At 61.2% G+C, this 20964-nt stretch carries 20 protein-coding genes; 8 read left to right on the forward strand and 12 right to left on the reverse strand.

Going from position 1 to position 20964, the window contains the following annotated elements:
* From mukB to BN1130_RS16110, 5 genes are all read left to right on the forward strand, one after another.
* The gene (gene mukB / locus BN1130_RS16090; RefSeq protein ID WP_084218235.1) at nt 1-4428 is read left to right on the forward strand and encodes a chromosome partition protein MukB; all 4428 of its coding nucleotides are present in this window, start codon (nt 1-3) and stop codon (nt 4426-4428) included.
* A gap of 168 nt (nt 4429-4596) precedes the next feature.
* Entirely contained in the window at nt 4597-4986 is a 390-nt protein-coding gene (locus BN1130_RS16095) for a septal ring lytic transglycosylase RlpA family protein (RefSeq protein WP_042043180.1), read from the forward strand.
* Between the two features lie 369 nt (nt 4987-5355).
* Entirely contained in the window at nt 5356-5721 is a 366-nt protein-coding gene (locus tag BN1130_RS16100; protein ID WP_042043181.1) for an SH3 domain-containing protein, read from the forward strand.
* Nucleotides 5722-5920: 199 nt separating this feature from the next.
* Entirely contained in the window at nt 5921-6250 is a 330-nt protein-coding gene (locus tag BN1130_RS16105) for a putative quinol monooxygenase (RefSeq protein WP_042043183.1), read from the forward strand.
* A gap of 157 nt (nt 6251-6407) precedes the next feature.
* Nucleotides 6408-6899, forward strand: coding sequence for a SixA phosphatase family protein (locus BN1130_RS16110; RefSeq protein ID WP_042043185.1), 492 nt, complete (start codon nt 6408-6410; stop codon nt 6897-6899).
* 114 nt (nt 6900-7013) lie between these two features.
* Here BN1130_RS16110 and BN1130_RS16115 read toward each other — a convergent pair whose 3' ends face one another.
* On the reverse strand, nt 7014-7466 hold the full coding sequence (locus tag BN1130_RS16115; protein ID WP_042043188.1) for a hypothetical protein: 453 nt from the start codon (nt 7464-7466) through the stop codon (nt 7014-7016).
* Between the two features lie 187 nt (nt 7467-7653).
* Entirely contained in the window at nt 7654-7857 is a 204-nt protein-coding gene (locus BN1130_RS16120; RefSeq protein ID WP_042043189.1) for a hypothetical protein, read from the reverse strand.
* A 203-nt stretch (nt 7858-8060) separates the two neighbouring features.
* Between BN1130_RS16120 and BN1130_RS16125 the strand changes: the two genes are divergently transcribed.
* Together BN1130_RS16125 and BN1130_RS16130 are read left to right on the forward strand one after the other, a co-directional pair.
* A complete protein-coding gene (locus BN1130_RS16125) occupies nt 8061-8972 on the forward strand; it encodes a PhzF family phenazine biosynthesis protein (RefSeq protein ID WP_042043192.1) in 912 nt (303 codons plus the stop codon).
* Between the two features lie 38 nt (nt 8973-9010).
* On the forward strand, nt 9011-10027 hold the full coding sequence (locus tag BN1130_RS16130) for a Wadjet anti-phage system protein JetD domain-containing protein (RefSeq protein WP_042043193.1): 1017 nt from the start codon (nt 9011-9013) through the stop codon (nt 10025-10027).
* A gap of 157 nt (nt 10028-10184) precedes the next feature.
* Here the strand turns inward: BN1130_RS16130 and BN1130_RS16135 are convergent, their stop codons facing one another.
* The 3 genes from BN1130_RS16135 to BN1130_RS16145 form a co-directional block, all read right to left on the reverse strand.
* Nucleotides 10185-10820: a LysE family translocator gene (locus tag BN1130_RS16135; RefSeq protein ID WP_042043194.1), complete on the reverse strand. Its 636-nt coding sequence runs from the start codon at nt 10818-10820 to the stop codon at nt 10185-10187.
* A 409-nt stretch (nt 10821-11229) separates the two neighbouring features.
* Entirely contained in the window at nt 11230-11412 is a 183-nt protein-coding gene (locus BN1130_RS16140; protein WP_042043195.1) for a ribbon-helix-helix protein, read from the reverse strand.
* Between the two features lie 211 nt (nt 11413-11623).
* Nucleotides 11624-12202: a PhnA domain-containing protein gene (locus tag BN1130_RS16145; protein ID WP_042043197.1), complete on the reverse strand. Its 579-nt coding sequence runs from the start codon at nt 12200-12202 to the stop codon at nt 11624-11626.
* Between the two features lie 765 nt (nt 12203-12967).
* Here BN1130_RS16145 and BN1130_RS16150 point away from each other — a divergent pair.
* The gene (locus BN1130_RS16150; RefSeq protein WP_042043199.1) at nt 12968-16189 is read left to right on the forward strand and encodes an ExeM/NucH family extracellular endonuclease; all 3222 of its coding nucleotides are present in this window, start codon (nt 12968-12970) and stop codon (nt 16187-16189) included.
* A gap of 81 nt (nt 16190-16270) precedes the next feature.
* On the opposite strand, the gene BN1130_RS16155 is transcribed toward BN1130_RS16150, so the two are convergent.
* The 7 genes from BN1130_RS16155 to hisH form a co-directional block, all read right to left on the reverse strand.
* Nucleotides 16271-16807, reverse strand: coding sequence for a glycine zipper 2TM domain-containing protein (locus tag BN1130_RS16155; RefSeq protein WP_042043201.1), 537 nt, complete (start codon nt 16805-16807; stop codon nt 16271-16273).
* A gap of 386 nt (nt 16808-17193) precedes the next feature.
* Nucleotides 17194-17493, reverse strand: coding sequence for a hypothetical protein (locus tag BN1130_RS16160; RefSeq protein WP_042043202.1), 300 nt, complete (start codon nt 17491-17493; stop codon nt 17194-17196).
* A 161-nt stretch (nt 17494-17654) separates the two neighbouring features.
* The gene (locus tag BN1130_RS16165; protein WP_042043203.1) at nt 17655-17945 is read right to left on the reverse strand and encodes a hypothetical protein; all 291 of its coding nucleotides are present in this window, start codon (nt 17943-17945) and stop codon (nt 17655-17657) included.
* Between the two features lie 224 nt (nt 17946-18169).
* Nucleotides 18170-18799 carry a bifunctional phosphoribosyl-AMP cyclohydrolase/phosphoribosyl-ATP diphosphatase HisIE gene (gene hisIE / locus BN1130_RS16170; protein WP_042043204.1) on the reverse strand — a complete coding sequence of 210 codons (630 nt, stop codon included), beginning with the start codon at nt 18797-18799 and terminating at the stop codon, nt 18170-18172.
* The gene (gene hisF / locus BN1130_RS16175; RefSeq protein ID WP_042043206.1) at nt 18792-19565 is read right to left on the reverse strand and encodes an imidazole glycerol phosphate synthase subunit HisF; all 774 of its coding nucleotides are present in this window, start codon (nt 19563-19565) and stop codon (nt 18792-18794) included. Before hisF ends, hisIE begins: the two co-directional genes overlap by 8 nt.
* Nucleotides 19565-20335, reverse strand: coding sequence for a 1-(5-phosphoribosyl)-5-[(5-phosphoribosylamino)methylideneamino]imidazole-4-carboxamide isomerase (hisA, locus tag BN1130_RS16180; protein ID WP_042043207.1), 771 nt, complete (start codon nt 20333-20335; stop codon nt 19565-19567). Before hisA ends, hisF begins: the two co-directional genes overlap by 1 nt.
* Nucleotides 20336-20340: 5 nt before the next feature.
* Nucleotides 20341-20952, reverse strand: coding sequence for an imidazole glycerol phosphate synthase subunit HisH (gene hisH, locus BN1130_RS16185; protein ID WP_042043208.1), 612 nt, complete (start codon nt 20950-20952; stop codon nt 20341-20343).
* Nucleotides 20953-20964: the final 12 nt, after the last annotated feature.

The raw sequence follows: 20964 nt of genomic DNA on the forward strand, positions 1-20964 counted from the left end.
GTGAGAGGCAAATTCAAATCCCTGACCATGGTCAACTGGAACGGCTTCTTCGCCCGCACCTTCGATCTCGACCAGCTGGTGACCACCCTCTCCGGCGGCAACGGGGCGGGCAAGTCCACCACCATGGCGGCCTTTATCGCGGCCCTCATTCCGGATCAATCCCTGCTCCATTTCCGCAACACCACGGAAGCGGGCTCCAGCAGCGCCTCCCGTGACAAGGGGCTCTACGGCAAGCTGCAGCGCGGTCACTGTTATTCGCTGCTGGAAGTGATGAACAGCCGCGAGCAGCGGATCTGGGTCGGCGTCCACCTGGAGCAGGTGGCGAATCGCGACAACAAGGTCAACATCACCCCCTTCGCGCTGGTGGATGTGCCGGAGCAGCTGCAACCCACCGATCTGCTGCTGGAGAAACTCGAGGATGGCAAGGGACGGGTGCGCGCCTTTGCCGATCTGAAGGGGGCCGCCGCCGAACTTGGGGCCATGAAGGTCGCCAAGTTCAATACGGTGACCGACTATCACAACTTCATGTTCGAGTTCGGCATCACCCCGAAAAAACTGCGCGACCAGAAGGATCGCGGCAAGTTCTATCGGCTGATCGAGGCCTCGTTGTATGGCGGCATCTCTTCGTCCATCAGCCGATCCCTGCGGGAATACCTGCTGCCGGAGAACTCAGGGGTGCGCAAGGCGTTCCAGGACATGGAGGCGGCCATCTACGAGAACCGCCGCACCCTGGAAGCTATTAAGGAGACCCAGGGGCAGCGGGATCTGTTCAAGAACCTCATTACCGAGACCACCCACTATGTGGCGGCCGAGTATGTGCGGGGCGCCGCCGAGAAGAGCCGTCTCTCCGAGCTGGCCCTCAAGGCGCGCGCCGAGCTGGCCGGCAAGCGTCGCCTCTTGGCCGAAGAGAAGCAGCGCGCCATCTATCTGGCGGACGAGGCGGAGCAGCTCACCCACCGCGAAAAATTGCTGACCGACGAGCTGGAGTCCGCCGCCGAGCACCTGGCCAAGGTGATGGCTGCGGTCAGTTTGCAAAAGAAAATCGATGTGTATCGCGCCGATCTGGCGGAGCTGGTCGACAAGCTTGAGCAACAGCAAGCGATTGTGGAGGAGATCCACGGCCAACTGCTGGAAGTGGAAGAGCGCAAGGAGCTGGCCCAGGGGGAGGTTGACAGCCTCAAGACCCAGCTCGCCGACTATCAGCAGGCGCTGGATATCCAGCAGACCCGCGCCATCCAGTACCGTCAGGCGGTGCAGGCGCTGGACAATGCCCGCACGCAGTGCGAACTGCCCGAGTTGACCATGGAGCAGGCGAATGAAAGCCTGCATCAGTTCCGCGCCGCCGAGCAGAGCTTAACCCGCCGAGTGCTGGGGGCCGAGCAGCAGCTGGCGCTGGCCAAGGCGGCGGTGGCCGAGCATCAGGCCGCGCTGACGCTGCTTTTGAGCATTGCCCCCGAGACCGCCCGCGAGGCCGCCTGGCCCACGGCCCAGGCGCTGCTCAAGCGTCATATCGAAGACAAGGCCCGCATTGCGCAGGGGCAGGGGCTGCGCGCCGCCCTGGCTCGCCTCGAGAAAGAGCGCGACAGCCAGCAGGCACTGCTGCGCTTGCGTGACGAGCTGGCCCAGATTTGCGGCCAGCAGATCGCGAGCCAGGACGAGCTGGAGCTGTTTCTTGAAGCCCAGCGCAACCGTCAGGAGGAGCTCGCCGATCAGCAGGCGGAGGCGAACCAGCGCCGCGCCAGCCTGGAGCATCAGGGCGTCCAGCTCGGCCGCGATATCAGCGATCTCACCAAGCTGGCGCCGCGCTGGCTGAAATCCTTCGAGAAGCTCGAACAACTGCGCGAGCAGAGCGGATTGCCCCTCGCTACCGCCGAGGAACTCTCGGCCGGCATGCAGACAGTGCTCGACAAGGAGCGGGAGTTCGAGCAGCAGAGCAACCGCATCCAGGGCCAGAAGCAGGCCCTGGAGCTGCAAATTCGTAACTTGCAGCTGGGGGCCGGCGAGGCGGATCCGCGTCTGGCCCGCGTCGCCGAGCAGGTGGGGGGCGTGCTGCTCTCCGACGTCTATGACGACATCTCCATCGACGATGCTCCTTACTACTCCGCGCTCTACGGCCCGGCTCGTAGCGCCCTGGTGGTGCTCGACCTTGAGGGCGCCATAGAGCGGCTGAAGAAGCTGGAAGATTGCCCGGAAGATATCTACCTCATTCAGGGCAACCCCGACTCCTTTGACGAGGATCTGGTGGAAGCCGACGAGCTCGGTGACGCCGTGCTGGTGCGCACCAGCAAGCGTCAGGTGCGCTTCTCCCGCTACCCCGAGCTGCCGCTGTTTGGCCGCGCCGCCCGGGAAAAACGCATAGAGCAGCTCGACCTTGAGCGGGAAAATCTTATCGAGGGCTACGCCAAGGCCGCCTTTGAGCAGCAGAAGTACCACCGCCTCTACGGGCATTTTCGCGACTTTATCGGCCAGCATCTGGATATCGCCTTCCGCCCCGATCCGGAAGCCGAAGTGCAGGCCAAACAGGCCGAGCTGCGCACCCTGCAAGGGGCCATCGCCGAGTGCGACAAGCAGCTGGCCGAGGCCAAGGCGGCCACCGCCCAGCTGACCCGATATATCCAGCTGGTGCAGGGGATGCTGCCCTTCGCCCACCTCTTTGCCGAGACAGATCTGGCAGCCCGTCTCGAGGCGGCCCGCGCCGATGTGGAGGCCCTTAAAACAGCCGAAGCCTTTATCGCCCAACACGGCAAGGGGCTGGAAAAACTGGAAACCCTGGTGCAGGTGCTGCGCCAGGATCCCCAGGATCTCGCCGCCCTGCAGGCCGCGTTCGACGAGGCGAGCGAACTGCTGGCCGAACAGAAGCGCCGTTGCTACGCGCTTGATCAGTTGGTGGCCCGTCTGCCGCACTTTGCCTATCAGGACGCCCAAGACTTGCTCGGCAAGGCCTCGGAGATGAGCGAGCGGCTCAAAGAGAAGCTCAAAGCCGCCGAGCTGGCGGCCCGCACCGCCGGTGAGCAGCACAAGCAGATTGCCCTGCGTCACACCGAGGCGTTGCAGCTGCGCACCGCGCTGAACTCGAGTGTGGAGGCCAAGGGCCAGACCCTGGCGGAGTTTGAGCAGGAGCTGGGGGCCATGGGGCTCACCCTGTCGGACGACATGGAGGAGAAATCCCGCGCCCACAAGAAAGAGATCGAAGAGCTGCTCATTCGCACCCGCTCCCGTCGCACCAGCGCCGAGGCCCAGTTGCAGGTGACCAAGCGCGAGATTGAATCCCTCGGCGGTCGTCTCAAGCTGGAAGGCAAGGACTACTTCGGCGCCCGTAAATCTCTGGTGGGTCACAAGGCGAGCTGGTCGCGGGTGGTGCGGCTGGCGCGGGAGACAGATGTCGAGAAGCGCCTCAACAAGCGCGAGCTGGCTTATCTTGACAGCGACGAGCTGCGCTCCATGTCGGACAAGGCCCTCGGCGCCCTGCGGGTGGCGGTGGCCCACGACGAGGCCCTGCGCGATGCGCTGCGTCTCTCCGAGGGCAACCGCAGCACGGAGCAGAAGGTCGCCTTCTACGTGCAGGTCTATCGTTACCTCAAAGATCGCATTCGCAACGACATCATCCGCTCGGACGATCCTGTGGAGGCCATCGAGGAGATGGAGATCGAGCTGGCGCGGCTCGCCGACGAGCTCAAGCAGCGGGAGAACCATCTGTCGCTCTCCTCCCACGAGGTGGCGGCCAAGATAACCAACATCATACGCCGGGAGCAGAACCGCATCCGGGTGCTCAACCAGGGCCTGCAGAACATCGCCTTCGGCCTGGTGCGCGGGGTGCGCCTCAACGTCAACATCCGCGAGGCCCACACCCGCCTGCTGACCGCACTGGCCGATCAGAGCGCCATGCACAACGATCTGTTCGCCGACAAGGAGCTCAGCTTCTCCGAGGCCATGGCCAAGCTGTTCCAGCGCCTGAACCCGCAGATAGAGCAGGGGGAGCGCAACTATCAGGTGATGGGGGACGTGCTGCTGGACTATCGCAACTACCTGGAGCTCGAAATCGAGGTGCAGCGTGGTGCCGATGGCTGGCTGCGGGCCGAGAGCGGGGCCCTCTCCACCGGCGAGGCGATAGGTACAGGTCAGGCCATCCTCTTGATGGTGCTGATCAGCTGGGAGGAGGAGTCCCGCCGTCTGCGCGGCAAGGACATCGCCCCCTGCCGCCTGTTGTTCCTCGACGAAGCGGCGCGGCTGGATGGCAAGTCCATCGCCACCCTGTTCGAGCTGTGCGAGCGCCAGGACATGCAGCTGCTTATCGCGGCGCCGGAGAACATCAGTCCCGAGAAGGGCACTACCTACAAGCTCATCCGCAAGGTGCAGGGCAAGCACGAGCACGTGCACGTGGTGGGGCTGCGGGGCTTCGGTTTCACCGATGACAAGCTGATCGCCTGAGTCCTTCCCCTGACAGGGGCTGACGGAGCAATACGCAAAACGGGAGGCCTGGCCTCCCGTTTTATATGGGAAGTATGCGACAGTGGCGGCCTGTGATGGGAGCCTGACCGGCTATGAAGGGTTGGTCGCTGTGGCAGGTCTGCCGGACATCGGATCGAGGAGTCAAGAATGAAGTGGAATGTGCAAAGAGGGTTGCTGTTGTCGTGCTGCCTGCTGCTCGCGGCCTGCAGCAGTCAGCCAGAGGCGGGCAAGAGCGGCAACTGGCGGGGTTATACCCAGACGGGGCTGGCCTCCTACTATGCCGATCGTTATCACAACAAGAAAACCGCCAGTGGTGAACTCTACAAGAGCAATGCCAACACGGCGGCCCATATGGCGCTGCCCTTCGGCGCCATGGTGCGGGTGACCAACCTTGCCAATGGCAAGAGTGTGGTGGTCAAGGTCAATGACAGGGGCAATTTCCCCAGAGGCCGGATCATCGATCTCTCAAGAGCGGCATTTAGCAGCATAGGCAACACCCGATCCGGCCTTCTCAAGGTCAAGGTCGAGGTGTTGTAGGGGGCGGCAGGAGCTATAAGCCTGGCCTATTGCACAGTGGGAAACGGCAAGGCCCCGGACATTGCCTCTCAGCATTGACAGCCTCCAGCCTCCAGTCGTATCTGTGTTATTGCGTGACTGCCGCTCAAGGCACTCGGCTTGTCTCTTGCTGCCCCTTGCCAGGGCGCCTGGGCGAGCATTCCTTCACCACCTATTGCCTTGACGTTGAACCCTGGTTTGCAGGCCGTGATCGCTCGCCGTGATCATCTGCCCCCCTGTCATGGCGACGTCGCTCGCCCTGTGATCAAGGGGCCAGGTGAAGCAGCCCTTCAAGGAGGGCCCGTGACGGTGAATCATGGGTTAACCACACCACTATGTCCAAGGAGCAATATGAACAGTGAGAGCAAGGCCTTTCTGGTGATAAGTGCCCACCGCTGCGAGTATCCAGACCCCATCACCTTTCGCAAGGGGACCCCGCTCGTCGTGGGCGACCGCTATGAAGGGGAAGAGGAGTGGCACGACTGGTTCTTCTGCCATTGCGACGGGCAACAAGGAGGCTGGGTACCGGCCCAGATCATAGGGTCGATGGACGATGGCACGGCTTTCGCTCGGGAAGATTACACGGCCAGGGAGTTGAGCGTGCAAGCGGGTGACTGGCTCAATGGCGATCGGTTTATCAACGGCTGGCTCTGGTGTGTGAGGGGTCAAGATGGCGCCTCCGGCTGGGTGCCGCTGGCCAATCTCAGGGAGGCATAGGCGCCCTCATGGGCAGTTGCCGATCTGCTCTGTTGTTCAAGGGCGTTGTTCAGCAGGATGGATAGTCTGTCCAGATTGTCTGTCTATTCGAATCAATCCCCCGTGATTACACTGGCTCTCATGGTGAAACATGTGCTCCTCGCGCGGTGACAAGCCGCAGTGAGGGGTGTTTCGAATAGCCCCTTGATAACGGAGTGTAATGAAGATGACAACAGACAAATTGGTATCCATCGCCGTGCTGACGGCGAAGCCAGGGATGGGCGAGCGCCTGCGCCAAGCGCTGCTCGCGTTGATCGGCCCCACCCGCCGGGAGCCCGGCAACCTCGATTATGTGCTGTTCGAGCTCAAAGACGAACCCGGCACCTTCTATATGCGCGAGGCCTTCGTCAGTCAGGCCGCCCTGGATGCCCACTGCGAGACGGACTATTTCCAAGGCTTCGCCCGCCAGGCGGACGAACTGCTGGCAGAGCCCCTTCGCCTCATCTTCATGGACGAGGTGAGCCCGCCATCGGCCATGGGGCAGGGCTGAGAGCCTGCCCGTTCGCTTGCCCCATGTTCCCGAACGGTGCGGCTTCGCTATGATTGAGACGGCGCAGTGACAGAGCCTGAGGGCAGGGCATGCAGACCCTGGCAGTCACTAGCCACAAGTGACACGGGGCCGATAGTTGGCCGTCATGGGAGGCGTCATGAAGAGAACCCTGATCCTGGTGCGTCACGGCAAGTCGAGCTGGGAAGAGCAGGGGCTGCCTGACAGGGCACGGCCGCTCGCCGAGCGTGGCCTGCGCGACGCCCCCCTGATGGGCAGACGGCTGGCGCACGATAAGGTGCGGCCCGATCTCATCCTCTCGAGCCCCGCCTGCCGGGCCTTGTCGACGGCCCATATCATCGCCGAGACGCTCGGTTACCGGCCAGAGGAGATAGTCACGGACGAGCGGCTCTATGGCGCAGATGTGAGGACCCTGCTTGAGGTGATGGGGGAGCTGGGTGACGAGTTCAGATGCGTCATGCTCTTTGGTCACGATCCCGAGTTCACCGACCTTGCCCACCGCTTTTCCGGCAAGATCACCCGGATGCCGACCTGCGCCGTCGCCCGCTTCACCTTTGACGCCCCCTCCTGGTCGGCCGCCGCGTCGCAAACGCTGCTGACGGCCGTGCTCGACTATCCGAAAAAGGGGTAAGTGAATGGCAAGAGGAAGCGCAGGGTAGTTGCTCACCGGGGTTGGTGAAGAAGCCGGCAAGAGATCAAACAAGAAGGGGAGCCCAGGCTCCCCTTCACATTCCCGTCATGTCGCCTATTTGGCAGCGATCGGCCCCTTGGTGCCCGCATCGTTATCGACCCAGCCATCTTCTCCCTGGATGCGACGATCCCCCTGTATGGTGTAGATGACCATGCCCTCCTTGAACACCAGGGCCCCGTCAGATTTCTTGGCACTGACCTGCTTGTCGTTGACCCACACCTGATCCTTGTCATCGATGCGGATGGTGGCCACGGTGGCGCCCGTCTCGGGGAAGGTGGCGACCCAGTTGCCGGCGTAGGGGCTGGCGCTGGTGGCCGCCGCCGGAGCATCACCGAACCCGGCGGCCGCGTTCTGGGCCTTGGTCTTGTGAATGTCGCAGCCCTGGGCCTCGCTCACCTGGGTGCAGCCGGAGCGCTCCAGCTGCTGGGCATATTTTGCGTTGATGGCGTGAGCCGGGGCCATGCCAAGCAGGGACAGGGTGACGATCAGAGCAGCATTCCTGGACATAGTGGATCCCTCAAATGTGAGTCTTGCCGGTTCATCGCAGCCTTGACTGCCATGAGCAACAGCCTGGGTTCGCGGTAATATCCTGGGTGCGAGGTGGCAGGCCTCTCTCACGTTAGCACCTGAAACAGGGCTCGAACAGGTAGTTGACAAACAGATGCGATCCACGGGGAGCCCCTGAACTGCGGGATCAACTCTGGGTTCGCCGCATTCCGGTGTCGAGATAGAGGCTGCTATGGTGGACGCTGTGGCTGACGAACATCACCTGATGACGGCTCTGATCCGACAGTATTATGATGTCGCCAGCACAGACCGGGCAGCTGAACGCCATCTCGTGTTCGGGGGCTGCCAATTGATCGGCCTGCTCCTTGAAATCCAGGGTGTAAGAAAACATATGGCTCTCCAACTCGCACATATACAGACACGGCTCCCCAACTCTAGACCCTGGAGTAGCCCTTCGCGGCGCCCGTTCGGCGCCAATGGCAGGGTTATTTACCGCGCAAGCAGGTGCCCTGCCTGGTTTTTACCCATTGGGAACCGTTTTGCAGCTATCCCAGCTTGCTCGCTCCCCCGTATCAATGGACACAAGGAGTTGTCATGACGCAACCCGATCACCCGACCCAGGCGGACGGGGTTATCACCACTGAGTTGACCCGCATCGCGGCCTTTGCCGATGGCGAGCAAGGTGGCAATCCAGCAGGAGTCTGGATTGGCGCAAGCTTGCCTGCGGCGAGCGAGATGCAGCGTATCGCCGCCGAGGTGGGATTCTCGGAAACCGCATTCGCGGCGCCCCTCTCCGCACCCCCGTCGTCAGGGGGAGCACACCCCGCACCGCGGGAGTGGCGGGTGCGCTACTTCTCCCCCGAGGCAGAGGTACCCTTCTGTGGTCATGCCACCATAGCCCTGGGGGTTGCCCTGGCTCGGCGCTTCGGGGCCGGGGATGTTGGACTGAGCCTCAGCCAGGCCGCAATCCGGGTGTCGGGCTGGCAGGATGAGGCGGGACAATGGCTCGCGGCCTTGCAATCCCCTTTGACTCGCAGCCAGCCGGCACCTGCCGATGTGGTGCGCGAGGCCCTGGCGCTGTTTGGTTATCACGCGGCAGATCTCGATCCGCGCATTCCCCCTGCACTTATCCATGGCGGTGCCGATCATCTGGTGCTGGCCTTGAACAGCCGTGAGGCGCTCAGGGCCATGGACTATGAATTTGCCCAGGGCCAGATCCTGATGCGCCGTGAAGGTTGGGTGACCATATTGTTGAGCCACGCAGAGAGTCATCAGCTGTTTCATACCCGTAACCCCTTTGCCTATGGTGGTGTCTATGAAGACGCGGCAACCGGGGCGGCCACCGCGGCTTTTGCCGGGTACCTGCGTGATCTCCGGTGGCCCCACGGTGGCATGATTGATCTGATCCAGGGGGAAGACATGGGCATGAGATCGCGCCTGCATGCCGAGATCCCGGCCGAGCCAGGCAGTTCGATCCGGGTATCCGGCAAGGCCCGGCTGATGTGAGCCCACCGCCCTATATCCAAGCAACGAGGGGAAAGCCGATGACATTTTTCGAGCGCGTCGAGATCCGGGCATTGAGTGAACGTCTGCTGGCGTTGGCGGCGGGGCAGGGGGTTTTGCTCACCAGCCGTGCGGGTCGCGAGCTGGAGGAGATGTTGAGAAGTGTTTGTGGGGTACAGCCGATAGGGCGGGGTGCGCGGCGTCAGTTGACCGAGCGGGGGCGTGAATTCTTGATAGAAAAGCTCGCGCAAACAGCAGACGAGTCGCCCTGGTCGGGTGAGGCGGTATTGGCGGCGTTAGGGGGGCAGTTACCCGCGAGTATTAACAGTGCGACCCTGAGTGGGCTCTGGTTGCAAGATTGTAAAGCCATCTTGTCTCCTGCCCACTTGGCGCGGGCTGAGGCGCTGGGGGTGAGGGTATTCAATGATGAAGTGATCCGGCTTCGCAGTGCTTCATCGCTATCTCTGTTATGGAAAGATGGCAGCCGTTATTGCGCAGATGAAAGCCTGAATATGTTGGGTGAGATTGCCTTACCAGAGCGCGCCTTGGCCAGGTTGCAAGGCGTCGAGTGGCAAGGTAAGCAGATTATCACGGTGGAGAACAAAGGTGCCTTTGTGGATTACCCCCTGCAACAGGGGGAGTTGCTGCTCTATGTGCCGGGTCGCAATACGGTGTTGGCCAAACAAGTGATCCCTTTACTGCCTGCTGCTATTGCCTGGGCTCACTTTGGCGATCTGGATCAGCGTGGCGTGGATATTGCCAGCGGGCTGGCCGTCGCCATGAACAGGCCTCTAGCACTCTGGTTGCCAGAGGATCTCATGGAATATGCATGCCGCTACGCTCGCCCCTTGATCCGCCAGTTGGAAGGGCAGAAAAGCAGCAGAGGGAAGATCCCCTGGCGACTCGCTAGCGTTCAGTCGAGTGGGATGTTGATAGAAGCCTTGACTCATCTGATAACCCATAAAGCATGGCTGGAACAGGAAGTCCTGGTGTCGGCCAGACGTTGGACGTCATGGTCTCTTCGTGAAACCCCGATGTCATTACACGGTAAAAACTGACTTCTTCCGGGGCATCCATTACCGCGACTTTTCAAAGGCGTCGCCACGGAAATGGCTCCAGTGATCGACGTCTTGGGAAATACCCAGAGACATGTTCTGTGGTGGTTGCCGGGTTCAGGCTGGGACTAGGTAAGGACCAGAGAGGATGGACACAACCTCAAGGCCGCCCGCTCAGCAAGATGGCGCCACCGAGTGTGATAAAGATCCCACCGGTAAGGCGGGTAAAGAGTCGTTGACTGCGGGCCGGGTTGAAATAGCGACCGGCCCGTCTGGCCAGGGCGACATAGCTCAGATGCACCAGGCTGACGATGAGGCAGATGGTCAGATACATGACAGAAAACTGCAGCGGCAGCGGGCTCTGATGGTCGAGGAACTGGGGCAGCAGAGCACAGAGGAAAATAATGGTCTTGGGGTTGCTGGCAGAGACCAGAAAGGCCTCACGCCACAGGGAAAAGTGCTGTCTGGGTCTGCTCGCCGAGCCGGTCAGCACCACACCCTGTTGAGTCGAGCCGGCGGCCCGCAGCGCCTTGTAACCGAGATAGATGAGGTAGCCGCCACCCGCCAGCTTGAGGGCGAGGAACAGAGGAGGCAGGGTCTGCAACAGGGCGCCAACGCCCATGGCGACCAGCAAGATAAGGATGGCCTGACAGAGCAGATTCGCGCTGATGGTGAGCAGCGCCGCGCGCCAACCGAGTTGCAGGCCATTTTTGACGACCAGCAAGACATTGGGGCCCGGGGTCAGCGTTGCCAGCAGATAGGCAAGCAGGAACAACATCCATATGTCCAGGTTCATATTTATCCCTTGTAAAAAACGCATCATGCCTCTGTGCCAAGGGGATAGTCCAGCAAGATAGGTGGCGGCTCGACCCGGGCCGCACCTGGGCACTTCCAACTCTCGTCTGCCACACAAATATGGTCTGGCACCTGGCCTTGGGGCGGGGTGATGCGAGCTGAGGTCCTGGCGATGAAACGCCGAATAGAAAAAACCGCCCTCAGGCGGTTTTTCATCATGGCAGCCCTTATTTCAGGGCTTTCTTCAGCTTCTTGATCTTGCCTTCGTGCTTGGCGATCTTGGCCTGACGAGCTTCAATTTTCTTCTTGATGTCTTTCTTGGATGCCTTAGCCATATTTCATTCTTCCTTAATGTCGGCACAGGGTGCCCTGGGTTGTCTCTCCATCGACGGCTTGACTGATGATGAGGGTTAATTATCGTCTTGCTGTGAGCGAATATATTGCCGAATGAAGCGGCGGATCTCTCGGGAGGCCGAGCTGTCTTGCTGCTCACAAAGGTCGATAAATTGATCCCGCTCCTCGCCCGAGAGGCGGATGATTAATTGGGCGTCCTTCTTGGGCTTGCTGGCCCGCTTGCGTGGCACCTGTTCCATCTGGTTTCTCGCGTATCGCCAATGTATATACACTGTAGTGCAAATATCCGCCACGTCAAGCTTGAACTATGTGCCAAGTGACGCTGGCTTTCCGAAGATGTGGATGCTGTGTCGCGAACCGCTATGGCGCTGGCCACTCATCCTCGCTGAGGAGGACAATAAAAAAGCGCCCGGAGGGCGCTGCTTATTTTCAGTGTAACAGTATGGTTTATCAGGCTTTCTTCAGGTAGGCGGCGACCAGTACTATCTGCACGCCATTGACCTTGCCTTCGATATGCAGGGGATTGTTGGTCAGGCGTATGCCCTTGACCAGGGTGCCGCGTTTGGCGGTAAAGCCACCCCCCTTGACCTCCAGATCCTTGATCAGGGTGACGGCGTCACCCTCGACCAGCACGGCACCGTTGGAGTCGACGGTCGCGACGCTATCGTCATCTTCCGCGCTGATACCGGCTTCGGCCCAGCTCCTGGTCTCCTCTTCCATGTACATCATGTCGAGCAGGTCCTGGGCCCAAACTTCGCCCTGGCCAGCCAGATACTTGAGTTGGCGCCATGCCAGTACCTGCACCGCCGGGACCTGGCTCCACATGCTGTCCCCCAAGCAGCGCCAATGGTTGACGACTGTGGTGTCAGGCTCTGCCAGCTGGCCAAGGCAGGTTGTACACAGGGCGGCACTGTGATCATCATCTTGGGTAGGAGAGTGAGGAACCTGATAGGCAGTCAGGGCCTGTTCGGCACTGCACAGTTCACATTTGGCGCCAGCGCGCCCCTGCAAGATGGCATTGATGGTCATATCAAGGAGTCCCGGATGATGAGAGGCCCGCTGGGCCTGATAAGTGATTCGAGGCGCGTCTTGGACGAGCGCCATAACAGGGGCCGTAATATAGCATAAATCCCCTCTATTTGTCAGGGGAAAGCGTCAGGGCCATGCAGCCGCCGGGGCCCTATATGGGGGGAGGGGATTGCAATTATCATTCAAGCTGGATAAGGCGCGATATGAATCATTATTTATCCCCCATGCAGGAGGATGACCTGCTGGTTTGTCCCTGCGTGCTGTCGACAATATATCCAGTGAAAATGGAGTCCCCTTTACCGGGTCATGGTGCGTCATGGTTTGACGGTTATTTTCCCGCATCAAACGGAGGTGTGGAATACACATCGGCCCGCTTGTGCTGGCCATAAAAATAGCCAGCAGGTATCTTTCTAAGCACAAAGAAAATATGTATCTATCTGTTTTTATTTAAATTTAAGTTCCACTTTCTATCCATGGACAGACGGCCATTGCCCAGCGTATCCATGGATACCGGCCTGTGCTCCCATGCTATCCATCACGCTTATTCCTTAGGTTGTCGATTTATTCAACGTTATTTCAATCGGTCAGCGCCTGCGCTGTCACTGATGCGCAACAAAATCCTGTAATTGTTAACCAGCTCGCGGCATGAAGGGAGCCAAACTGGCACATTAGCGCGGTATTTGGCTCAGCCAATACAGCTGAAATAAGGTGCTGCCCGCCTGGCGGGTCATTAACAAATTTACCAATAAAAAGGAATACTGGCTTATGTCTGGACGACATTCACTGATAGCGGCGGCCGTTGGCTTGGCCCTGTCAGGGCAAACCCATGCCCAATTGCTCATCACCGAGTACCTGGAAGGAACCGGTAACAACAAGGCCATCGAGCTGAGCAACCTGGGTAGCACGGCGCTGAACCTCGCCGACTACCGCCTCGCCCTCTATGCCAATGGTCGCACCCTGGCCCAGGGCCCGACCAACAGCCTCACCCTGCAAGGGCAGCTTGCCCCGGGGGCGAGTCTGGTACTGGCCCACCCGAGCGCCAGTGCCGATATCCTCACCAAGGCCAACCAGACCAGTGGCAACCTCACCTTCAACGGTGACGACGGCCTGGTGCTCTATCGTGGTGATGAACTGGCCGACAGCCTGGGACAGATTGGGGTCGATCCCGGCAGCGCCTGGCAGTCGGGTTCGGTCAGCACCCTGGACATGACCCTGCGCCGCAAGGCCACGGTGAACCAGGGCCGTGTGGATGCCGGATCCCCCTTCGACCCCGCCCTGGAGTTCAGCGCCTTTGCCAAGGATGACGCCAGCGGCCTGGGTTGCAACGGCGAGTCGGCCTGCGACGACAGCACACCCCCCAATGCCTTTATCTGCCCGGTCGATGGGTTGACCCCCATTCCGGCCATTCAGGGCAGTGGCGCCACCAGTCCGCTGGTGCCCGCCGGTCGCTTCGAATCCGATATCAGCTATGCCACCCGTGGCCGGGTGACCCAGGTGGTCAATGGCCTCTACAAAGGCTTCTTCATCCAGGAAATGCAAGGGGATGGCGATGAGCGCACCTCGGATGGCCTCTTCGTCCATAGCACCCAGAGCAACCCCGCCATCAAGCCCGGGGTCGAGGTCTGTGTGCAGGGCAAGGTGGCCGAGTACTATAACCAGACCCAGATAGGTGCAACCGATCTGGTGGTGACCGATGCCAATGTCCAGCCGCCAGGGGCGGTGGATCTGCTGCCCGATGGGGGCGAATCCCTGCAGGCACTGCTCGAGCGCCACGAAGGGATGCGGGTGCGGCTGGTGCCAGCCTCCAGCCTGGTGGTGACCCGTAACTTCAGCTTCGATTACGACGGCAAACGCAACAACCTGGTGCTGGCCTATGGGGCGCCACTCATCAAGTCGACCCAGAAGTTCCCGGCCATGAGTCAGCAGGCGAGCGACTGGGCCGCGCGCAACCTTGCCAACCAGCTGGTGGTCGAGACCGATGCCAAGGCGCCGGATGGCGTGCTGCCCTGGTACCCGGGCTTCCATCCTGAGCAGGGTTATCTGCGCATCGGCGACAAGCTCAACAACCTCGAAGGGGCCATCGGTTACTCCTACAGCCAGTACCGTCTGGTGGCCGATAACCAGATTGGCAGTGCCGACGTGGACCATGGCGGCTGGGACAGGAGTGACACCCCAGAACTTGCCATGACCGGCGATCTGCGCATTGCCAGCTTCAACGTGCTCAACTTCTTCACCAGTGTGGTGGGGGGCGATGCCAACCCGACCGGCAGCAACCGCGGCGCCCTGACGGTCCCTGAGTTCGAGTTGCAGCGCACCAAGATAGTCAGCGCCATCACCCGCCTCAACGCCGATGTGGTGGGGTTGATGGAGATAGAGAACAACGGTTATGGCGAACACTCGGCCATCGCCAATCTGGTGGCGGCGCTCAATGGGGCCCTGCCCGACGAGGCGGATCACTATGCCTGGGTAGCCTCTCCGGATGGCCAGCCTATCGGCACCGATGCCATCACCGTCGGTCTCATCTACAAACCGGCCAAGGTGCAACTTGCCGGTGGCGCCGAACTTATCCCGCTGCCGGTACAAGTCGCCGAGACCCAGGACGCGGCGGGCAAGCCGGTGAGCATTCGCCAGGGCATGCGTGAATCCCTGCTGCAACGCTTCACCTCCCCCAAGGGGGATGTGCCGCTGACCCTGGTGGTCAACCACCTCAAGTCCAAGGGGTCGGCCTGCTTTGAGGATTATCCGGATTACGCCAGCGCCGATCCCCTCGATGGTCAGGGCCACTGCAATGCCCTGCGGGTCTCCGCCGCCAAGGTGCTCGGCGAGCAGCTGGCCACTGAGACGGGGGATCTGTTGCTGCTCGGCGACCTGAACGCCTATGGGCTGGAAGATCCCATCCGGGTGCTGACCGATTATGATCCGGCTGCACAAGCGCGCCAGATCCTGAGCGCCTCCTTCACCACCCTGGCGGGGCAGCCTTATGAAGAGCAGGGCGGCGCCCTTGGCAAGGGGGCGGGGCTTGTCAACCTCAATACCCAGTTCCACGGCACCGACACTTACTCCTACAGCTACGAAGGGGAGCTGGGCAATCTGGATCACGCCCTGGCCAATCCCTCCCTGGCCAGCAAGGTGGTGGGCATAGAGGATTGGCACATCAACTCGGCGGAGAGCAACTTCTTCGAGTACGGGGTCAAGTACAGCGGCCAGTTGGCCAAGTCGGAAGGTCCCTTCAGTGCCTCGGATCACGATCCTGTGCTGATTGCCATCGACTATCCCGAGCCGCCTGCCGGGGTCATTGCCCTCGACAGCGCCGTGGCCCAGGTGGAGGAGGGTCAGACCCTGACCCTGACCGTGAGCCGCAAGGATGGCAGCCATGGGGCGGCCAGCGTCGACTACCGTCTGGTGTTTGGCAGCGCAGGGGCCGCCGATGTGGCCCCGGTTTCCGGCACCCTCAACTGGTTAGCGGGTGACGCACAGAGCAAGAGCATCAGCATTCCGGTCTTTAGCGATGGCCTGCACGAAGGGGACGAGCAGTTCACCCTGATGTTGCAAGATGCCAGCGGCGCCACCCTGGGTGAGCAGAGCCAGACCCTGGTCACCATCAAGGACAAGGCAATGGCGGCCACCATCGCCATGGCACAAGGGGAGATGCGAGTCAGCGAGGGGCAGTGGTTTGCCGAGATCCCGCTGGTACGCAGCGGCGACCTGAGCCAGCCTGCCCGGGCCCAGCTTGCCTTCCAGGGCCAGAGTGCTTATTGGGGTCTGGACTTCCTGCCCTGGCTCAGTCCTTCCGTGAGCTGGGCGGCGGGCGAGGGCGGCAGCAAATCGGTCAAGGTGCTGATCCTTGATGACTGGTTTGTCGAGGGGACTGAACAGTTCACCGCCACCCTGCGTCAGGTGCGCGGCGCCGTGGCGGGAGAGCAACGCCAGACCCGAGTACAGATAGCAGACAACGACAAACCCTGGTGGCCCTTCGGCCGCAAGTAAGTGGATGAGGGTGTGACAACGGGAGCCATAGTGGCTCCCGTTTTTTATGGGCTTTCTGTTGGGCCTGAGCTGGCGTTGCGCTTAGCTCTGGCTGTCGATGACCAGCTTGCCATCCTTGACCGGAATGGTTTTGCCCGGCTCGCGATCCATGCGGATCACCCCTTCCTGACCGGCCAGCTTGTAGCTGACGTCATAGCCCAGGGTGCGGGTGCTGCTATCTTGCACCGTCTTGCAGCGCTGCTCGGTGGTGGTGTAGGTATCATTGTTTTGCATGTTGCCTTGCACCTGATTACCGGCGTAGCCGCCCGCCGCCGCCCCGGCGACCGTGGCCACCGTCTTGCCGCTGCCACCGCCAAACTGATGACCCAGTACGCCGCCGAGGGCGCCACCGACCACGGTGCCGAGGATCTTGTGCTGATCCTGTACCGCTTTGCGGTGGGTCACTGTGACGTTGCGACACTCCTGACGTGGGGTCTTGATGGTCTCGGTGACCGGCTTGCTGGCCAGTACTTCGGCGAACTGGGGCTTGGACTCAAACAGTGAGCCGCTTGCCACCGCCGAGAGGGTCACTGCCGAGGCTATACCGATGCCGAGACCGGCTAACAGGGACTTGTTCATCTCTCTCTCCTTACTATCCGTTGCTGCCTATGGTGAGGCTTGCCGCTATCTTGGCAGTTTACGCAATAGTCTCAAGGCAAAGCCCCCCCGATTGCGACAAGGATTGACTGCGCCAAAAACCGCCGCCTGCAAAGGGTGTCTGTAAATCGCGACAAGCCAGGCCCGGATAGCTGCATCATCCGGCGGAGTAGACCGGTGGCGGGTGATGAAAGAGGGAGAGGTGACGAGCCGGTATCGCTACCTCGACCGGCCAGGGTTGAGACGCCAGATGGTTTATCTATGTGCAGAGGCAAGGATGAGGCGGCCAACGCGGGGGGAGAGTGCCTGCGGATAGTATCAAGAGAGCGATGAACGGGGCCCTGTCGCCATGGCCCCGGCAAGCTGGTTCAGCGGGGCGACTTGGTGCCCTTGACCCGCTTGTTCAGCGCCTCCCACAGGCCGGTGATGAAGTAGTAGAGTCCTCCCGCTTCGGTCGCCTTGGTGTACTCCTCCAGAGGTTCCAGCATGCCGCTTCGGAATTTTTCGAGGGCCTCCTGGTCACTGTCTGCCTGTATGTAATCCCCCACCACCTCGAACCCCTGGGCCAGCAGCTGTTCCTTCTCCGGCAAAAAGGACGGCGATGACATCAGCAAGAAGGTGACACTGGCGGGATCCTGACCCTGACGGAAGAACTGGTATTTGCTCATACAACCTCTGGATATGGATAGCCAGGCGATATTATCCCCGCTGGGAGCCAGCCTTGGCAGGCCCCATCTGTGGCGTCAAACGGAGTCAGCTGTTCAGGTTGACTTCAGGCTGCGGGTGAATGGTTGCGGGGTTGTGTTGCCCTGCGCCAAGGCGCGCGCACTCAGCCTTGGCGCGGTTTTTTCTTGCCAAATAGCCGGGGGGCATGGAGCAACAAATAAATGAAGGCGCCGTGGGCGGCGGGGGCACCATAGGGGCGGCTGGGATCTGCCATGTTGAGCTGGTGGGATCCGGCCGCCGCGCGGGTATCGGGGGCCAGTATGGGCTCGCCGATGACCTCGAAGCCCTGGGCCAGCAGTGCCTGCTTCTCCCTGAAAAAGTCGGCGGCGGCCATGTCGAGCAAGGTGAAGGCTTCGGGTGCTTCCTGGGTGGCAAAAACCTGGTATTTGTTCATGGAGCCTGGGGTTAGGTGGCAAGGGACAGTGGCCATTATCGTCGCGAGCTCATTGAGAGGCGACTCCCTGTCTAGGGGGGCGCCAGCCTTGGTATTCCGGCCCGATCGGGGGCGCAGAGTCCCCTGAGGCGGCTTGACAATGGTAACTCCCGCGAAGCGGGCGCAGGCGCACAAAAACGGGCCCGAGGGCCCGTTGTTATGTCGATAATGTGATGAACTATCGCCTATTTGGTGTGGCGCTCATGGAGGCGCTGCACCACATCTTTCAGGCCCAGCCCCTCGTTTTGCAGCAGCACTGTCAGGTGATAGAGCAGGTCAGCGGATTCGTTGATGAGCTCTTCTCTGTCTTTCGCCATGGCGGCCAGCGCCACTTCGACCCCCTCTTCCCCGACCTTCTGGGCGATGCGCTTGGTGCCCTTGGCATAGAGGCTGGCGGTGTAGCTGGTGGTCGGATCCGCCCCCTTGCGCGCGGCCAGGATCTGCTCAAGCTCGACGAGAAAACCGAGCGGCGGCAGCGGGTGGGCATCGAAGCAGGAGGGGGTACCCAGGTGGCAAGTCGGGCCGATCGGGTTGGCGGCGATGAGCAGGGCGTCGCTGTCGCAGTCGGTGCTGATGGCGGCGAGATTGAGCACATGGCCCGAGCTCTCGCCCTTGGTCCAGAGGCGCTGCTTGCTGCGGCTAAAGAAGGTGACCTGGCCGCTGGCCAGGGTCTTTGCCAGCGCCTCGCGGGTCATGAAGCCTTGCATCAGCAGCTGACCGCTGGCGGCGTGCTGCACCATGGCGGGGATCATGCCATCGCACTTGGCCCAGTCGAGCCGGTCGATGAGGGTGGGATCAATCAATGGATTATTCACGGATAGCGACTCCTTGGGTGCTAAGCCAACGCTTCAATTCGGGTATGGGAATGAGACCTTTGTGGAACACCGAGGCGGCCAGGGCCCCGTCCACATCGGCATCGATAAAGGCATCGCGAAAATGCGCCATGGTACCGGCGCCACCCGAGGCGATGAGGGGCACCTTGCACTGGGCGCGCACCAGCTTGAGCTGATCGAGATCATAACCCTGGCGCATGCCGTCCTGATTCATGACGTTAAGCACTATCTCACCTGCGCCGCGCTGTTGCACCTCTTTGACCCAGTCGAGGGTATTCCAGGCGGTGGTGCGGGTGCGGCTCTCGTCGCCGGTGAACTGCTTGACCTGATACTGGCGGCTCTGTTCATCAAAATAGGAGTCGATGCCAACCACGACACACTGGACCCCAAAGCGTTCGGCCAGGCGGGTGATCAGGGTCGGATCGGCCAGGGCAGGGGAGTTGATGGAGACCTTATCGGCGCCGAACTCCAGGATGCGCTTGGCATCGTCGACACTCTTGATGCCACCGGCGACGCAGAAGGGGATGTCGATCACTTCCGCTACCCGGCTCACCCAGCTCTTGTCGACCACCCGATCATCGCTCGAGGCGGTGATGTCATAGAACACCAGCTCGTCGGCGCCCTGCTGGGCATAGCGACGGGCAAGATCAACGATACCGCCCATCACCTCGTGATTGCGAAACTGCACCCCCTTGACCACGACGCCATCTTTGACGTCGAGACAGGGGATAATACGTCTTGCCAGCATCAGTTGCCTCCTTGTAGTGACGAAGCGGACTCGCCCTGACTTGCCCAGCAATTGATGGCGTCGCTCACGCTGAACTTGCCCTCCAGCAGAGCGCGGCCGAGGATGATGCCCTTGACCCCCGAGCCCTTGAGCGCCTCTATGTCCTCAATGCCGCCGATGCCGCCCGAGGCTTGAAACGCCACGTTCGGGTAGCGGGCGCAGAGATCGCGATAAAGCTCGACGTTGCACCCCTTGAGCGTGCCGTCCCGGCTGATGTCGGTGCAGAGCACATGCTTGAGCCCGGCGGGGAGGAAGCGCTCGATCAGGGCCTCTATGGTGATGCCGCTGTCTTCCTGCCAGCCTGCCACCGCTATCTTGCGATTGCCTTGCGGGTCTATGTTGACGTCCAGGGCGAGCACTATCTGCTCGGGGCCGTATTTTTCCATCCAGCTCGCCACCAGCTCGGGGGACTTGACCGCGGTGGAGCCAATCACCACCCGATTGGCACCGGCGGCCAGCAAGTCGGCCACATCCTGTTCGCAGCGCACGCCGCCACCGACCTGCACCGGTGCCTCGGTGGCCGAGAGCAGCTGCGCGGTGAGGGCGAGCTGACGGGCCTTGGCGTCTTTGGCGCCATCGAGATCGACCAGGTGCAGCTGCACCGCGCCTTGGGAGACATATTCATCGAAGCGCGCCTGGGGGGCACTGGCGTATTCGGTCTTCTGGTCGTAATCGCCCTGATAGAGGCGCACCACCTGGCCGTTAATCAAATCAATTGCCGGAATAATCATCCTTGTCATAGCTCCAGGAAGTTTTGCAGTAAACGGGCACCGGCGGCGCCGGAGCGCTCCGGGTGGAACTGGGCACCAAACACATTGTCCTGATGGGCGATAGCGGTGAAGGGTACCCCATAGTCGCAGCGGGCCAGGGTCGCCTCGGTCACTTCCAGGGCGTAGGAGTGGACAAAGTAGAAATAGCTGCCGCTGGGGATCCCCTTGAGCAGAGGGTGTGTCTCATCGTGCTCTATCTGGTTCCAGCCCATGTGGGGCAGACGCAGGGTGCCCACCTCCATCAGTTTGATCTTGCCGGGAATGATGCCGAGACAGGGGAGCTCGGCGCTCTCATTCATGGTCTCTTCCGAGGCTTGTGCCAGCATCTGCATGCCCAGACAAAAGCCGAGCAGGGGCTGGCGGGCTTCGCGGATGAGCGGCACCAGCTCGCGCTCGTTCAAGTTGCTCATGGCCGCTACCGCCGTGCCCACCCCGGGCAGGATCAACTTGTCGGCGGCGCGGATATCGCGGGCGTCGCAACTCACCTTGGGGCTGACCCCGAGTCGTTCGAAGGCCATGCGCACCGAGGCCAGATTGGCGCAGCCAGTATCGATAATGACCAGATTTTGTGTGCTCATCAGCAGCTCCTT

Source organism: Aeromonas rivuli (assembly GCF_000820045.1).
In the GTDB taxonomy this organism is placed as follows: domain Bacteria; phylum Pseudomonadota; class Gammaproteobacteria; order Enterobacterales; family Aeromonadaceae; genus Aeromonas; species Aeromonas rivuli.

Coding starts and splice junctions, on each gene's coding strand:
- BN1130_RS16115 (WP_042043188.1), bottom strand. CDS start 7,466: ATGTCCAGGAATGCTGCTCTGATCGTCACCCTGTCCCTGCTTGGCATG.
- BN1130_RS16155 (WP_042043201.1), bottom strand. CDS start 16,807: ATGAACAAGTCCCTGTTAGCCGGTCTCGGCATCGGTATAGCCTCGGCA.
- BN1130_RS16165 (WP_042043203.1), bottom strand. CDS start 17,945: ATGAACAAATACCAGGTTTTTGCCACCCAGGAAGCACCCGAAGCCTTC.
- BN1130_RS16140 (WP_042043195.1), bottom strand. CDS start 11,412: ATGGAACAGGTGCCACGCAAGCGGGCCAGCAAGCCCAAGAAGGACGCC.
- hisH (WP_042043208.1), bottom strand. CDS start 20,952: ATGAGCACACAAAATCTGGTCATTATCGATACTGGCTGCGCCAATCTG.
- BN1130_RS16160 (WP_042043202.1), bottom strand. CDS start 17,493: ATGAGCAAATACCAGTTCTTCCGTCAGGGTCAGGATCCCGCCAGTGTC.
- BN1130_RS16145 (WP_042043197.1), bottom strand. CDS start 12,202: ATGACCATCAATGCCATCTTGCAGGGGCGCGCTGGCGCCAAATGTGAA.
- BN1130_RS16125 (WP_042043192.1), top strand. CDS start 8,061: ATGACGCAACCCGATCACCCGACCCAGGCGGACGGGGTTATCACCACT.
- BN1130_RS16135 (WP_042043194.1), bottom strand. CDS start 10,820: ATGAACCTGGACATATGGATGTTGTTCCTGCTTGCCTATCTGCTGGCA.
- BN1130_RS16105 (WP_042043183.1), top strand. CDS start 5,921: ATGAAGATGACAACAGACAAATTGGTATCCATCGCCGTGCTGACGGCG.
- BN1130_RS16100 (WP_042043181.1), top strand. CDS start 5,356: ATGAACAGTGAGAGCAAGGCCTTTCTGGTGATAAGTGCCCACCGCTGC.
- hisF (WP_042043206.1), bottom strand. CDS start 19,565: ATGCTGGCAAGACGTATTATCCCCTGTCTCGACGTCAAAGATGGCGTC.
- BN1130_RS16095 (WP_042043180.1), top strand. CDS start 4,597: ATGAAGTGGAATGTGCAAAGAGGGTTGCTGTTGTCGTGCTGCCTGCTG.
- BN1130_RS16150 (WP_042043199.1), top strand. CDS start 12,968: ATGTCTGGACGACATTCACTGATAGCGGCGGCCGTTGGCTTGGCCCTG.
- BN1130_RS16120 (WP_042043189.1), bottom strand. CDS start 7,857: ATGTTTTCTTACACCCTGGATTTCAAGGAGCAGGCCGATCAATTGGCA.
- BN1130_RS16130 (WP_042043193.1), top strand. CDS start 9,011: ATGACATTTTTCGAGCGCGTCGAGATCCGGGCATTGAGTGAACGTCTG.
- hisA (WP_042043207.1), bottom strand. CDS start 20,335: ATGATTATTCCGGCAATTGATTTGATTAACGGCCAGGTGGTGCGCCTC.
- BN1130_RS16110 (WP_042043185.1), top strand. CDS start 6,408: ATGAAGAGAACCCTGATCCTGGTGCGTCACGGCAAGTCGAGCTGGGAA.